Below are 14,024 nucleotides of genomic sequence, written 5' to 3' on the forward strand. Positions count from 1 at the left end.
CCCCCCCCCCCCCCCCCCCCCCCCCCCCCCCCCCCCCCCCCCCCACACTTTTTTAGTTGGCATCGTCGGCAGCGTCAGATGTGTATAAGAGACAGGAAACAACATATTCATCTGCATCAACAAAAAAAACATAATTAGATATTGACTTGCTTATGGCAAGATTCCTTGGTTTTGAAAAACTATCTTCCCATTCCGTATGAAATATTTTAACTCCATCAGCTAAATAGCCATTTAATATTTTAAGCGTATTATCTGTTGATCCTGTATCAACAACGATTATTTCTTGAAAAAGTGGAAGTAAGCTGTCGATGCAGCGAGCAATACAGCGCTCTTCATTTTTGACAATAATCGCCGCTGCTACTGTCACGTTGCTTTCAAAGTCATTCATTCAAGCCTCCCTTTATTGATTCCTATCGCCTTCCGTAGATGATATCTATTATCATTATCAATAACGCTGTGTGAAATACACATAAAAGCGCATTTTAAGGTCAAAAACGTGATGCGCTTCATGTTATTACGTTTTTTTCTAACAATGAACACATCATTAACAGCTATTCTGACTTATAAAACTACTATCCTCCTAACGTCGAGCTCGCCATCCTTCATAAACACATACCCAATTGAATATTGGTCAAAATACGCTATTTTAAGCAAAGCGATTTAGATCCCGACGTGAGTTATATTCGCAGTTATTAGCTTATTTAACCCCCTGTTCTCCATTAAAAATTTAATGGTATTAAAAAGTCTGGTTTCTACATGATCAACATAGTGTATGTGAAAGGATAATCCGTGCGTATTAACTAGGTATAAATAGGGTTACCGCCAACATTTTTTCAGCAATGGCAAGTGACATTAGTAACAATTTACATAAGCCTCAGGTCGCGTTAGCGCCCTCAGATTGCTGACAAAGTCAGTGAAAAAACGGACTGACTGCCATGCTTAAAGAACCCTCTCCCCAGCAATACCAGATTAAAACCATCCCCCATGATCAACTGGTTCTCGAAGACCATCTGGTGCGCAAAATTGATGCCGCCATCGATTTTGAATTTATCCGCGATGCCGTTGCTCACCTCTATTGCCCCTATAATGGCAGGCCCGCTATCGACCCCGTCGTCTGATTAAAATGATGCTGTTGGGCTACCTCTTCGGTGTTCCTTCCGAACGCCGTCTGGTCAAGGAAATCCAGACCATAGGGCAGGCTCTCAATGGCAGCATGGCAAACGGACGTGTGCTTTACACCGACAGTACTCATCTGAAAGCCGATGCCAACCCGTGCAAGGCCGTGAATGAACTGCGCCCTGAAGGTGTCAGTGAATACTTCACACAGCTGAATGATGCCGTGGAGGCCGACAGGAAGCAACGCGAAAAAAATCGCTGCCCGCCGTAAGAAAAGTCCCCAAAAATGACACGGTTAAAAACACCAAAATCAGCACCACCGTCCCGAAAAGCAGCTTCATGCACCGAGACAACAAGCCGAAGGGCTTCTTCAATCTGGACCATTGCACGGTGGACGACAAGCACGGCATCATCTTGGATACAGGGCAACGTGCATGGCAGCCAGCCGTTCATCGGCAGGCTGGCGCGGCAGGTGGAGCGGTTCAGTCGTGATACGGTCACCGTGGGTGTGGATGCGGGTTATTTTACCTCGGTGGTGTGCCATCTGACGGAAGATGGCGCTGTTGGAGCTTCTTTATCGTCTTTATATGTGGCTGAACGAGATTCAGGAGGAGCAGAAGGCTTCTATAAACGGGAAGTCAGGTCAACTGATGTGGTTATGGAAAAATATTGCGATCGCGACCTGCGATCGCTAAAAAAGAAGAACCCCACCTGAAAAAGTGGGGTTAGTCAGCAGTCTGAGGTCGCATTAGCGACCTTTTTGTTATCGGGTGAGTAGCAGTTGGAAGTCAATCTACCCGACGAGCGAAGTCTCTAGGGCGGAAACCAAGGATCCCCAACACCGCGAAGTAGGCCACAATCCCCGCAGCCACCACGACCGACAGACGCAGTAAGCGAGCCAGCATATTGCCCTGATCCCATTCTGGCATCAGCCACATCACGCCAAGCAGTACCGCCGCCATCACCAGCACGGCAACCACCAGCTTGAACAGGAACATCGCCCAGCCGGGTTGCGGTTGGAAAATATCCTGCTTGCGCAGTTGCCAATACAGCAGAGAAGCATTCAGACAGGCTCCCAGACCAATCGATAACGAAAGCCCGGCATGCTTCAGTGGACCAATAAATATCAGGTTCATCACCTGAGTCAGGATCAGCGTAATGATGGCAATCTTGACCGGCGTTTTGATGTCCTGGCGCGAGTAGAAACCCGGTGCCAACACTTTCACCACGATCAGGCCCATCAAACCAACCGAATAGGCCACCAGCGCACGCTGGGTCATCGCCGCATCAAAGGCGGAGAACTTGCCGTACTGGAACAGCGAGACGGTTAGCGGCTTGGCCAGGATGCCTAACGCAATGGCACTCGGCAAAGCCAGCACAAAGCACAGACGCAGGCCCCAATCCATCAGGCGGTTATATTGGTCATGGTTACCGCTGGAGAAGCTCTTCGCCAAGGACGGTAGCAGGATGGTTCCCAATGCCACGCCCAATACTCCAGACGGGAATTCCATCAGGCGGTCGGCATAATACATCCACGAAACCGAGCCGGAGACCAGGAACGAAGCGAAGATGGTGTTGATGATCAGCGAGATCTGGCTGACCGAAACCCCCAGTATCGCTGGCCCCATCTGGCGCATCACCCGCCATACGCCTGCGTCATTCAGCTTCAGGCGCGGCAATACCAGCATCCCAATTTTCTTGAGATGTGGCAATTGATAACCCAGTTGCAGCACGCCCCCAACTACCACCGCCCAGGCCAAAGCCAGCACCGGCGGATTGAAGTACGGTGCGGCAAACAGCGCAAAGCCGATCATGCTGACGTTCAACAGCGTTGGCGCAAAGGCCGGAATGGAGAAACGGTTCCAGGTGTTAAGGATCGCCCCCACCAGCGAGGCCAGCGAAATCAACAGGATATATGGGAAGGTGATACGTAACAGTGACGAGGTCAGGGCAAACTTATCCGGCGTATCAGTAAACCCCGGCGCCGTAATAAAAATCACCCAGGGCGCGGCCAGCATGCCAAGTACGGTCACTACCGCCAGTACCAGCGTCAACAGGCCGGAAACGTAGGCGACAAAGGTGCGCGTCGCCTCTTCCCCCTGCTGGCTTTTGTATTCCGCCAGGATCGGCACAAACGCCTGGGAGAAAGCCCCCTCAGCAAAGATGCGCCGTAAAAGGTTTGGCAGTTTGAACGCCACAAAGAAAGCATCCGTAGCCATCCCTGCCCCAAAAACGCGTGCCACAATGGCATCACGCGCAAAGCCCAGCACCCGTGAAAACATGGTCATCGAGCTAACGGCTGCCAGTGATTTAAGTAGATTCATGTGGTTATTCTGATGAGTACGACGGGTAAATATCAACGCCTGCATCGGCAGGCGTCAGTTGAGTGGCGTTAGTCTACGGCTCCGCGCCGCTAATAGCTACCGCCATATGTTACATAGGGTTAACTGGCATCACGCAGCATTCTCTCGATCAATCGCTGGGCGTAAATGGCCTGTTCTCCGGCGGTTTCCGGCACGGTCTGGTTGCTGATGGACTGAATAAAATGGTGCACCGCACCGGCAAAACCGCGTTGTTCCAGCGTGGTTTGCCAGCCTGGGGCTGGTTTCTCGAGCACGCCTTGCGGGTCTTCCCGCAGCCATTGGCGCATATCGTTCAGCTGATAGACCGCACCGTTGGTAACCGCCTGCACGCTCTCCCGCTGGCTGCCAGCACGCCGGTGCATGCTGGTGGTAACGATGGTGTCACCGCAGGCAAAGTGGTGTTCCGCGTAAAGCATCTCGCCCGCTTCGTTAGCGCGCAACTGGCCACTCTGCAAGCTGGCGCTCCCGCCACCCAACCACAGCGCGGTATCCACCACGTGCAGATAATCATCCAGCAGCGTAAAACGCAGATCCTTTGGCCCTACGCTATCGGCGCGGTGTTTATCCATACGGATCGAGGCCGGTAGCTGCATTTGTTGTTTCAACTGGCGATAAAGCGGCGCAAAACGGCGGTTGAAGCCCACCATCAGTGCCACACCCTGCTTTGCGGCCAGCTCGATCAGTTGCTCGCCCTGCTCCAACGTTTCCGCCAGCGGTTTATCCACATAGACGTGTACGCCCTGCGCCAACAGTTCTCCCACTACCTGAAAATGGCTAGCCGTGCTGCTGTGCACGAACACCGCATCACACTGTTGTGCCAGGCTATCAAGACGAGAGAAATAAGGCATACGATAACTATCGCATACCGGCTGGGCTTTTTGCTGATTCGGTGAAAAGCCGCCTATAAGCTGCCAGTCCACCGCCTGAGAAAGAATTGGCAGATAAGCCTTTTGCGCGATACCGCCTAAACCCACGACCCCGATACGAAGTTTACTCATGTGAACCCCGCGCCAGCAGCTGCTGCAACTGTTGTTTCAATTCAGCGACTTCGGCCTCCAGACGCACCACGCGTTCAGTCAATTCACCCGCATTGGCCTCCTCGGCTTCAGCCGGAGCCGCATCAATCTGGCCGCTGAACAGGTGCATAAAGCGGCTCTCACGCTTGCCTGGCTCACGCGGTAAACGCACCACGAACGGCCCATCCTCACGAGTTGTCAACTGTTGCAACACTTCTTCTACTTCGCTGACGTCGCTGAATTCATGCATCCGGTTGGTACGGGTACGCAGTTCACCCGGCGTCTGTGCGCCACGTAATAGCAAGGTCGCAATCACCGCCACTTCGGCCGGTGACAGTTTCAGTTGGCCGAACTCGGAGTTGCAAAAACGCTGCTCATACTTGACTACCCGATTACCAAAACCACTTAAGGTGCGCAGGAAGTGCCTTCTTAACAGCAAATCAAGCTGCTGTTGAACTTCGCTTTCCGACAGGTCCATCACCGGCTCGCGGTTGGTTTTTTGATTACAGGCCAGCGTAATAGCATTGAGGGAAAGGGGATATTGGTCAGGCGTGGTCACCTGCTTTTCCATCATGCAACCGATCACTCGGGCTTCTTTGGCATTTAATTCATATTTCATTGTTACGGCCTCAGCGTGGCGGTTGCCACTCTTTATTGGTCAATGCGGTCAGCACATGATCCTGCCACTGTCCGTCGATCAGCAGGTAATCCTTGGCATAGCCTTCGCGTTCAAAGCCGAGCCGGGTCAGCAACGCACCGCTGCGTTGGTTATGCGGCATATAGTTGGCCATAATGCGATGCATCCGCTGTTGACGCTGCATATAGCGGATGGCCGTTTGCAACGCTTCGTACATCAGCCCCTGCCCTTGCCACTTTTCACCCAGGGAATATCCCAGGAAGCAGGCATGGAACGAACCGCGCAGCACATTGCTGAAATTGGCGACGCCGCACACATGGAGTTCTTCCGGATCGAGCAGGATAAAATAGTAGGCACTGCCCTGCTTTTGCATTTCCGTGATCATACCCAGGCGGGCTTGCCAGCCAGAGGGGTAACAGTGGCTATCATCGCGCACCGGCTCCCAGGGCTTCAGGAACGCCCGGTTTTCGGCATAGTATTCGGCCAGGCGGTAGGCATCGCGTTCGTGAACTAAACGGACAACCAGCCGGTCGGTGGTAAGGCGTATTTTCGGTGATGCAGAGCGATAGCCAAACATCATTTCCCCCGCGGTCAGAACGGTTCGATAAGAAGTATTGATTGGGTCAACATCTACAGGGTCAGGCATTATCTCACATGACTCATGGCAGACTGTCGGCGTAAAACCGCGTATTCCCCCGGTAATATAACCGTAGCCCGCCCAGCAGGTAAGCCCCTGAGCGCTCAGTAAATAGCCAGTTAGCTGTTTTGCCCATTTTTAAGTGTAGTTTTGCCACTCAGGTAACGTATTGACGATTAAAAAATATTATCTATCACCCCCCTATCAGACATTACGTATTGGGTAGAGAATAACCGGGTAGTCTTTCTCTCCTTTTAACTGCTCGTGGTGAAGCATGTCTCTGGTATCGCAAGCTCGGAGCTTGGGTAAGTATTTTTTATTGTTTGATAACCTGTTGGTGGTTTTAGGCTTTTTCGTCGTCTTCCCACTTATTTCTATTCGCTTTGTCGATCAACTTGGCTGGGCGGCCGTGGTCGTGGGGCTGGCACTGGGATTACGCCAGCTCATTCAGCAGGGATTGGGGATCTTTGGTGGAGCGATTGCCGACCGTTTTGGCGCCAAACCGATGATCGTCACCGGCATGTTGCTGCGTGCGGCAGGCTTTGCCACCATGGCGATGGCCGATCAACCCTGGATACTGTGGTTTTCTTGCGCGCTGTCGGCCATTGGCGGCACCCTGTTCGATCCGCCCCGTACCGCGCTGGTGATCAAACTGACCCGTCCACATGAACGCAGCCGTTTTTATTCGCTGCTGATGATGCAAGACAGCGCCGGTGCCGTTATCGGTGCGTTAATCGGCAGCTGGCTGCTGCAGTACGACTTCCATTTCGTCTGCTGGGTGGGCGCGGGTATTTTTGTGCTGGCCGCAGGTTGGAACGCCTGGCTGTTACCCAATTACCGGATCTCTACCATTCGGGCACCGATGAAAGAAGGCATGATGCGCGTACTGCGCGATCGCCGCTTCCTGACCTATGTGTTGACGTTGACCGGCTATTACATGTTATCGGTACAGGTGATGTTGATGCTGCCAATCGTGGTCAACGAGATCGCCGGTTCGCCGTCGGCGGTCAAATGGATGTACGCCATCGAAGCTGCGCTATCGCTCTCATTGCTATACCCACTGGCCCGTTGGAGCGAAAAGCACTTCCGACTGGAACAACGCTTGATGGCCGGCTTGCTGCTGATGACCCTCAGCCTGCTGCCCGTCGGCTTTGCCACCAGCCTGCAAGCGGTGTTTACTCTGATCTGCTGCTTCTACCTGGGATCGATCATCGCCGAACCGGCACGTGAGACCCTGAGCGCCTCACTGGCCGATTCACGGGCACGCGGCAGCTATATGGGTTTTAGCCGCCTGGGATTGGCACTCGGTGGCGCATTGGGTTATACCGGCGGTGGCTGGATGTATGACACCGGCAATGCGATGGGTATGCCGGAGTTGCCCTGGTTCCTGCTGGGGCTGGTAGGCTTTATCACGCTGTTTGCCTTGTACTGGCAATTTAATCCGCGTACCGCAGCCCCCGCGATCCTCCGTGGTGGCTGATTTTTGCCCGGAAGCATCCCTTGCGCCTAGTCTCTGGCGACCAAACCTGCCAAAGTTGCTATCCTGATAGTACAAAAAACGGCGCAGAAAGGCTTATGATGGCGCATCATCCCACGACAACCTGCGCAGCGGCCCAGACTGGCTGCCAACCCCGACAACAGGAGCATGCATGAAACTGTTTATTTACGATCACTGCCCATTCTGCGTAAAGGCCCGCATGATTTTCGGCCTCAAGGATTTGCCGGTACGTTTAGTGACCCTGTTAAGCGATGACGAAATCACCCCCATCAGTATGATCGGCAAGAAAATGGCGCCAATCCTGCAAAAAGACGACGGTAGCTATCTACCCGAAAGCATGGATATCGTGCATTACGTCGATAACCTGGACGGCAAACCGCTACTGACGGGGAAAACCAATCCGGCCATCACCGCGTGGTTGCAATACACTGCCACCTACGTCAACAAACTGCTGTTACCGCGCTTTGCCAATGCCGATTTCGAAGAGTTCGCCACTGACAACGCACGCCGCTATTTCAGCGACAAAAAACAGGCGGCCAGCGGTGATTTTGCCGTGTTACTGGCCGACAGCGCCGATCTGATCGCCCAGTTGGAACAGGATCTGGCCACGCTTTCCCCGCTGATCCAGTCATCGGAAGCGGTCAACGGCACTCTCAGTGAAGATGATATCCATCTGTTCCCGCTGTTACGCTCGTTATCGATCGTGGCCGGTGTCGCCCTGCCGGACAACGTGGAGGCTTACCGCAACCGCATGGCGCAGCGCGTTGATATTCCGTTGCTGTTCGATATGGAGCAATGATCCACAACGGCGATAAGGGAGTCACGCGCAGATGCTAAAAATGTTTTTTGTCACCGCTCGTGACCGCGCCAGGCTGCAAGAAATCTCATCCGTACTGATCCGCTACGGTTTGCAGGATGTCATCAGGCTGCTGGGGTTAGGCAAAATGCTTGGCGGCCTGAGCAGCGGCGGCGTGGAGGCCGATAATCAGACATTGCCAGAACGCCTGCGCGCGGCCCTGGAAGCGCTGGGGCCAACCTTCGTTAAATTCGGCCAGATCCTGGCCACCCGCACCGATCTGCTGGAACAGCGCTGGACAGACGAACTGGAGCGTCTGCATAGCCAGGCGACAACCCTACCCTGGGAAAAGCTGGCCGCGCAGATCACCGCCGATCTGGGCGGTGACCCTGAACGAGTATTTGCCCAATTCGATCCGATCCCGCTAGCCGCTGCCTCTATGGCACAAATCTACCGCGCCCGCCTGCACAGTGGCGAGCAGGTGGTGGTGAAAGTGTTGCGCCCTGGATTAGCCAAAACCATTCATGCCGATCTACGCCTGTTGGCCTATCTGGCCGAAACCGTGGAACAACAAAGCCCGGCGCTCGCGCGTTATCGCCCACACCAGATGGTGCAAACGCTGGCCACCGCGCTCAATCACGAGCTGGATCTGACGCATGAAGGTAATAATTGCGATCGGGTTGCGGAAAACTTTGCCAAACAGCCCGAAGTGGTGATCCCGAAAATTTATTGGCAGCACTCGTCAAAACGCTTGCTGGTACAACAATATCTGCCCGGCACCGCCCCCGAAAATCCGCAGCAATTAGCCGCTGCCGGATTCGACGGCCCGTTGCTGGCACAGCGTGGTGCGCAGGCCTTTATGACCATGGTGCTGGAGCATCGGCTGTATCACGCCGATCCTCATCCCGGTAACGTGATGGCTTTGGGCGACAACCACGTAGGGTTTATCGATTTTGGCATGGTTGGCCAACTGTCGGAACGGCGGCGTAACCAGCTTCTGCTGTTGCTACAGGCCATTGCGGAGCGCCAGAGCGACGGCATCGTCAATACGCTGATCGCCTGGTCTGACAGCCAGGAACTGGATCTGACCGATCTGGAACAGGCCGCGCAAAACTTTCTCGATAAGCAGGCTTCGAGCACTCTGACGCTAGGCAAGGCACTCACCGACCTGTTAGTGATGGCCCGTGAGCATCAACTGCCATTGCCACCCGATCTGGTGCTGTTATTCAAAGCGTTGATCACCGCAGATGGCGTGTTACACCGCCTAGATCCCGCCTTTGATATTGTTGCCACCCTGAAACCGATGCTGCGCCAGGTGATGCTCCAGCGCTATACACCCGAAGCGCTGCGCCGTCGTGCTTTATTGCTGGGTGGTGAGGCGCTGGATGCCGGAGAGGAACTGCCGCAGGCCATTCGCTTGCTGATGCGCCGGTTAAAGCAAGGCAAGATCGATGCTGAAATCAACGTCAAGAACCTTAACCAACTGAGCAAAGCTCTGGAACGCGCAGCGGTCACGCTGGCCATTGCTATCGTCACGGCGGCATTCGCATTGGGCCTGGCTCCTTATCTCATGCGCTCCACCAGCCAGCTTTGGGGCATTCCTCTGTTCCCCGCGCTCGGCGGGCTAACCTGTCTGGGAGGCGTGGTGCTGTTGGTATGGCGGCTGCGGCGATAGGTAATTTCAGCCTTATCCGACTAGGTAAAAAACCCTTTGCGCCGTGTCATCTGTTATCCTGCGAGCTGAAATTTTTCTTTGCTGGCAGTCGCCTTTGGTTTGCAACAGTCAAAGTCTGCCACATTTTCGTTTTACGAGGTTTGAATGAAGAAGATCCTGATGGGCGTGGCCGCCTTGGTCGTTGCCGGTACGCTTATCGGCTGTAACCAGCTTACCCAATACAGCGTCAGCGAGCAGGAAGTGAATAATTACCTGCAAAAACATAACGACTACCAAAAGCAGATCGGCGTTCCGGGGTTGGTTGATGCCAATATCGTGCTAACCCAGTTGCAGAGCCAGATTGGTCGTACAGAACCTAATAAGGTAACGCTTTCCGGCAATGCCAAGGTCAACATCACCTCGATCCTCGGCCCACAGGCCGCCGATTTGCAGCTAACGTTGAAGGCGCAACCGGTCTACGACCGCGAGAAAGGAGCGATCTTCCTCAAAGACATGGAGTTGGTCGATTACCAGGTGCAGCCGGAGAAGATGGATACGGTGATGAAAGCTCTATCGCCTTACCTGAATCAGTCGTTGAAATCGTATTTCGATCAGAAACCAGTGTATGTTCTCGACGCGGATAAGAGCAAAACGGAAGCCATGGCACTCAAGCTGGCTAAAGGGTTGGAAGTGAAGCCCGGTCAGTTGGTGATCCCGTTCACCGATTAATTCTTTTGGGCGCAGTCTAGGCTGCGCCCTCTCACATTTACTCTTCTTCGTCCTTCCCTTCTTCATCCTGCTCATACTCTGCTAGCTCATCACACATGGCGGCGATGGCATGGCGAGCGATCTCTGCCAAAGTACGGTAAAAACCGCTGGTGGCGTGTGCTTCAACCTTACCCAGGAAGCGGCCACACCAAGGCAGCAAGAACTCGTTAAACAGCGTGATTTGTGCCTGGACTTCATCTTCCTGCGACTGATCCTCCAACCAGGAGGCGGCCAGCAGCAGCGAACCGAAATGATCGGCTGGCGCTTCGCCTAATGGCATCCCACGCTGTTGGAGAAATACCCGCACGTCCGCTTCGCTGGCACCTTCAACGTAGGACGAGCGCAGTGGTGAGACGCTGCACTCGCTGCCGACAAACAGGGCGTTAAAATCGGCGGCCAGCTGCGGATCGGTACAATGCTGTTGCAAACGAGTCAGCAGTTCGTCCTGCTCGAGCGGCCAGTGCTGTTGCAGTTTACCCTCTTTGATCAAGGTAAACAGCGGCTCCAATAACGGATCCTGCGGCTGGCGGTAAAACAGCGTACCTAACACCCGGCAGACAACGGAAAACTCATTCATGATAACACCCTATAAAACTAAAATTTGCCGTGACGATGTCACAGATCGGCTAATTCCGCAATTGCCGGTCTGCCACGCTGCTCAAGAAAGTTCAGGATCCGGCGCGGTGACACATTTAAAATGCGCTCCTGCGGGAAATTCACTTCCTCAATGATACGCTCGCAATGTTCAAAACCACCGAGAGCAAAAGCCACGTGCGAGTCAGAGCCTAATGCCAGCCAGCCGCCAGCATCACGCACTGCGGCAGCTATTGCACGGCAATTTGATTCACTGCCCTTACGGGAATGAATAAACGAAGAGTTATTCAGCTCCAGCGCTACCTGATATTTGGCTGCCGCTGCGGCAATCGCCGGGATATCGACCGGATATTTGGGGTTGCCCGGATGGCTGATGATATGGACATCACCCTGAGCCATGGCGGCAATCATCGCCTCGGTGTTGGCGGCCCGATCCTGAGGTGCAAATACCGGCTCATGGAACCCGGCAATGATCAGATCGATTTCGTTGAGCATGGGACCGGTGCAGTCAATATCACCGGCCAGGTTTTTGATATTGGCCTCAATGCCGCGCAAAATGCCAATGCCATCCACCAGGCGTGGCCACACACGCATGTTCATAAAGTGCCAGTAGTGTGGCGCATCGGCCATATCCGGCCCGTGGTCGGTAATGGCGAACAGTTTTATACCTTTGTGTTTCGCTTCGGCGATATAGTCGTGCAGGGTGCTATAGGCATGGGTACTGGCTACGGTATGCATATGTAAATCAACGGGGTACATTCTTTCTCCTTCTTAGGCGCTCGCCAGAGTCAGCGGATGGCGGCCAATCCTTGTTCATGATAGCAGTTAACGCGGCTATCGACATGTTAGCGGGTTGTGAAAGCATCAATAGCCACGCTGAATATCAACCAGGCCTGAAGGCTGTTCACCCGCCTCGAGCCGCAGGAGATTGGCGCTAACCTGATCTATGGCCTGTTCCGGCAAGGTAACTGCAGCAATATGCGGAGTAATAGTGACACGAGGATGACGCCAGAAAGCATGAGCGGACGGCAAAGGTTCATTGACGAATACGTCAAGCATGGCGGCCGCCAGTTGCCCTTGTGCCAACATCGCCAGCAGATCGTCTTCCACCAGATGGGCACCGCGAGCAATGTTGATCAGGTAAGCGCCCGGTACCAAACGGCTAAACAGCTGGCGGTTGAGGATACCCGCCGTTTCAGGCGTATTAGGCAACAGGTTGATCAGCAACCGCGTGCCATCAAGAAACGCCGCTAACTGAGGTTGCCCAGCAAAACTCTGTACTTGCTCAATCTGCTTGGGGCTGCGGCTCCAGCAACGGACGTTAAAACCGAACGCCACCAGCTTTTGCGCCACGCTTTTCCCCAACACCCCGGCGCCCAGGATGCCGATGGTAAAATCACTCTGCTGATGAGGCTCAAGCGGCAACCAGTTCTGCTGTTGTTGCTGCAACTGATATTCATCAAAACGACGGAAATAGCGTAACACACCGGCCAACGCGTATTCATCCATCTGCTGCGCCATGCCGGTATCTTCCAGCCGGATTAGCGGCACTCCCGCCGGTAGGACTCCTGGATGCTGGCGCTCCTGCTCAAGAATGGCGTCTACTCCAGCCCCAAGAGCAAAGATACCTTTCAGATCGCGGCGGTTGGCCAGCATTTCATAAGGTGGCCGCCATACTAGCGCGTAGTCCGCCGGGCGATCGTCCCCCGGCTGCCATGCCCGGATATTCGCCTGTGGTAAGCGCTTCGCCATTCCTGCCAGCCAATCTTGCGCATCAAAAAACGGGTGATAGAAAATAATATTCACTGCCGGTTCCCTTCTTGGGTGGATTTTTAGCTATCCTTTCGCGCTTTGCCACACGATGCAAGAATAAACTGGCAGGGAGAAGGCGGAATTATCGTGCGACAAATCAGCAGATTGCTGGAAGTTTGGCTAAACGCACGCGGTTATGGCACAAGGCTATTGACGCTGGGATCAGATTCTCCTACATTAGCGCCCGTCGACAGCGTAAACCGTTGCCGATGACAAAACGGTGAGGTGTCTGAGTGGCTGAAGGAGCACGCCTGGAAAGTGTGTATACGCGTAAGTGTATCGAGGGTTCGAACCCCTCCCTCACCGCCATATTTAAAGAAGAAGTCTGAACTCACGTTCAGACTTTTTTTTTGCATATTCCCCGCACTGGGAGGGGTGAGAATCCTCGACAGGGTTCGACAAAATGGCTCGCATCGCAGAGACATTTTGGACGGCCGACGGGCCGCCCGTAGGGTGAGCTTGCGAATCAAGCCCGACCTTACCGCCATATTTAAAGAAGAAGCCTGAACTCACGTTCAGACTGTTTTTGCATCTTCCCCGCACTGGGAGGGGTGAGAATCCTCGACAGGGTTCGACAAAATGGCTCGCAGCGCAGAGACATTTTGGACGGCCAACGGGCGCCCGTAAGGTGAGCTTGCGAATCAAGCCCTCCCTCACTGCCATATTAAATGAGAAAGCCTGTATCGGTAACTGTGTCTTTCATGGCTGAATGTCCTTAGAAAGTATAACACCAGCTGGCGAGGCTGGTATATCTGCAGGAGCACCATAAAACACTCACGGCTTTGGGTGACGTTTACAGAAAAATAGGCTCACACTGGATCGCCAACATGAGGAAAATCTACCTTCCCGCTCTACTTTATCATTCAGCCCCTTTACAGGACTTCCTTGGTAGTTGCTTAACGCACTGCTAATTGGGAATTATTTTTCTCATAACACCATAACGCGCCATCAGCCACAATACCATCAACACACTGAGATGGACAAATGTATTAAAAAACCATCTTTTTTCCCAAAGATTGAACGTAACAAATTGAGTCGTAAATAAAATGACATAGACATGAACGCTGTATCTTATACACATCTGACGCTGCCGACGATGCCAACTGGGTGTAGATCTCGGTGGGGGCGGGGGC

The 14,024-nt window shown here is 53.6% G+C and carries 12 protein-coding genes, 1 tRNA gene and 1 pseudogene; 6 read left to right on the forward strand and 8 right to left on the reverse strand.

Features of this window, described 5'->3' with window-relative positions:
• Positions 1–52 precede the first annotated feature (52 nt).
• On the reverse strand, positions 53–388 hold the full coding sequence (locus JHD74_RS27120; RefSeq protein WP_199063655.1) for a glycosyltransferase: 336 nt from the start codon (positions 386–388) through the stop codon (positions 53–55).
• A 547-nt stretch (positions 389–935) separates the two neighbouring features.
• Here JHD74_RS27120 and JHD74_RS23870 point away from each other — a divergent pair.
• Positions 936–1,669 (forward strand): annotated as a pseudogene (locus tag JHD74_RS23870) (transposase); the annotation flags it as partial.
• 235 nt (positions 1,670–1,904) lie between these two features.
• Here JHD74_RS23870 and murJ read toward each other — a convergent pair.
• The 4 genes from murJ to rimJ all read right to left on the reverse strand — a co-directional run bounded on the left by murJ (position 1,905) and on the right by rimJ (position 5,709).
• Positions 1,905–3,440: a murein biosynthesis integral membrane protein MurJ gene (gene murJ / locus JHD74_RS23875; protein ID WP_024530484.1), complete on the reverse strand. Its 1,536-nt coding sequence runs from the start codon at positions 3,438–3,440 to the stop codon at positions 1,905–1,907.
• A gap of 119 nt (positions 3,441–3,559) precedes the next feature.
• Positions 3,560–4,477: a Gfo/Idh/MocA family protein gene (locus JHD74_RS23880; RefSeq protein WP_199063656.1), complete on the reverse strand. Its 918-nt coding sequence runs from the start codon at positions 4,475–4,477 to the stop codon at positions 3,560–3,562.
• Positions 4,470–5,114: a DUF480 domain-containing protein gene (locus JHD74_RS23885; protein WP_199063657.1), complete on the reverse strand. Its 645-nt coding sequence runs from the start codon at positions 5,112–5,114 to the stop codon at positions 4,470–4,472. Before JHD74_RS23885 ends, JHD74_RS23880 begins: the two co-directional genes overlap by 8 nt.
• A gap of 10 nt (positions 5,115–5,124) precedes the next feature.
• Positions 5,125–5,709 carry a ribosomal protein S5-alanine N-acetyltransferase gene (rimJ, locus tag JHD74_RS23890; protein ID WP_021181129.1) on the reverse strand — a complete coding sequence of 195 codons (585 nt, stop codon included), beginning with the start codon at positions 5,707–5,709 and terminating at the stop codon, positions 5,125–5,127.
• A 334-nt stretch (positions 5,710–6,043) separates the two neighbouring features.
• Here rimJ and mdtH point away from each other — a divergent pair, with 334 nt between their 5' ends.
• From mdtH to JHD74_RS23910, 4 genes are all read left to right on the forward strand, one after another.
• On the forward strand, positions 6,044–7,249 hold the full coding sequence (gene mdtH / locus JHD74_RS23895) for a multidrug efflux MFS transporter MdtH (protein ID WP_024530481.1): 1,206 nt from the start codon (positions 6,044–6,046) through the stop codon (positions 7,247–7,249).
• Between the two features lie 169 nt (positions 7,250–7,418).
• Complete coding sequence (gene grxB / locus JHD74_RS23900) at positions 7,419–8,066, forward strand: glutaredoxin 2 (RefSeq protein ID WP_199063658.1); 648 nt, start codon at positions 7,419–7,421, stop codon at positions 8,064–8,066.
• 31 nt (positions 8,067–8,097) lie between these two features.
• Complete coding sequence (locus tag JHD74_RS23905) at positions 8,098–9,738, forward strand: AarF/ABC1/UbiB kinase family protein (RefSeq protein WP_199063659.1); 1,641 nt, start codon at positions 8,098–8,100, stop codon at positions 9,736–9,738.
• A gap of 144 nt (positions 9,739–9,882) precedes the next feature.
• Positions 9,883–10,446, forward strand: coding sequence for a lipoprotein (locus tag JHD74_RS23910; RefSeq protein WP_024530478.1), 564 nt, complete (start codon positions 9,883–9,885; stop codon positions 10,444–10,446).
• Positions 10,447–10,483: 37 nt separating this feature from the next.
• Here JHD74_RS23910 and JHD74_RS23915 read toward each other — a convergent pair whose 3' ends face one another.
• The 3 genes from JHD74_RS23915 to ghrA all read right to left on the reverse strand — a co-directional run bounded on the left by JHD74_RS23915 (position 10,484) and on the right by ghrA (position 12,885).
• Positions 10,484–11,062 (reverse strand): molecular chaperone, encoded by a 579-nt coding sequence (locus JHD74_RS23915; protein WP_024530477.1) that lies wholly within the window; start codon positions 11,060–11,062, stop codon positions 10,484–10,486.
• Positions 11,063–11,100: 38 nt separating this feature from the next.
• Positions 11,101–11,838 (reverse strand): phosphatase, encoded by a 738-nt coding sequence (locus JHD74_RS23920; protein WP_024530476.1) that lies wholly within the window; start codon positions 11,836–11,838, stop codon positions 11,101–11,103.
• 105 nt (positions 11,839–11,943) lie between these two features.
• Positions 11,944–12,885 (reverse strand): glyoxylate/hydroxypyruvate reductase GhrA, encoded by a 942-nt coding sequence (gene ghrA, locus JHD74_RS23925; protein ID WP_199063660.1) that lies wholly within the window; start codon positions 12,883–12,885, stop codon positions 11,944–11,946.
• Positions 12,886–13,110: 225 nt separating this feature from the next.
• Between ghrA and JHD74_RS23930 the strand changes: the two genes are divergently transcribed.
• Positions 13,111–13,200, forward strand: a tRNA-Ser gene (locus tag JHD74_RS23930).
• Positions 13,201–14,024 lie beyond the last annotated feature (824 nt).

The organism is Serratia sp. ASV30, assembly GCF_016428815.1.
Lineage (GTDB): Bacteria > Pseudomonadota > Gammaproteobacteria > Enterobacterales > Enterobacteriaceae > Chania > Chania fonticola_C.

What these genes read in the sequence shown, in the direction of transcription:
- JHD74_RS27120 (WP_199063655.1), bottom strand. Translation starts at nt 388, where the DNA reads ATGAATGACTTTGAAAGCAACGTGACAGTAGCAGCGGCGATTATTGTC.
- murJ (WP_024530484.1), bottom strand. Translation starts at nt 3,440, where the DNA reads ATGAATCTACTTAAATCACTGGCAGCCGTTAGCTCGATGACCATGTTT.
- JHD74_RS23880 (WP_199063656.1), bottom strand. Translation starts at nt 4,477, where the DNA reads ATGAGTAAACTTCGTATCGGGGTCGTGGGTTTAGGCGGTATCGCGCAA.
- JHD74_RS23885 (WP_199063657.1), bottom strand. Translation starts at nt 5,114, where the DNA reads ATGAAATATGAATTAAATGCCAAAGAAGCCCGAGTGATCGGTTGCATG.
- rimJ (WP_021181129.1), bottom strand. Translation starts at nt 5,709, where the DNA reads ATGTTTGGCTATCGCTCTGCATCACCGAAAATACGCCTTACCACCGAC.
- mdtH (WP_024530481.1), top strand. Translation starts at nt 6,044, where the DNA reads ATGTCTCTGGTATCGCAAGCTCGGAGCTTGGGTAAGTATTTTTTATTG.
- grxB (WP_199063658.1), top strand. Translation starts at nt 7,419, where the DNA reads ATGAAACTGTTTATTTACGATCACTGCCCATTCTGCGTAAAGGCCCGC.
- JHD74_RS23905 (WP_199063659.1), top strand. Translation starts at nt 8,098, where the DNA reads ATGCTAAAAATGTTTTTTGTCACCGCTCGTGACCGCGCCAGGCTGCAA.
- JHD74_RS23910 (WP_024530478.1), top strand. Translation starts at nt 9,883, where the DNA reads ATGAAGAAGATCCTGATGGGCGTGGCCGCCTTGGTCGTTGCCGGTACG.
- JHD74_RS23915 (WP_024530477.1), bottom strand. Translation starts at nt 11,062, where the DNA reads ATGAATGAGTTTTCCGTTGTCTGCCGGGTGTTAGGTACGCTGTTTTAC.
- JHD74_RS23920 (WP_024530476.1), bottom strand. Translation starts at nt 11,838, where the DNA reads ATGTACCCCGTTGATTTACATATGCATACCGTAGCCAGTACCCATGCC.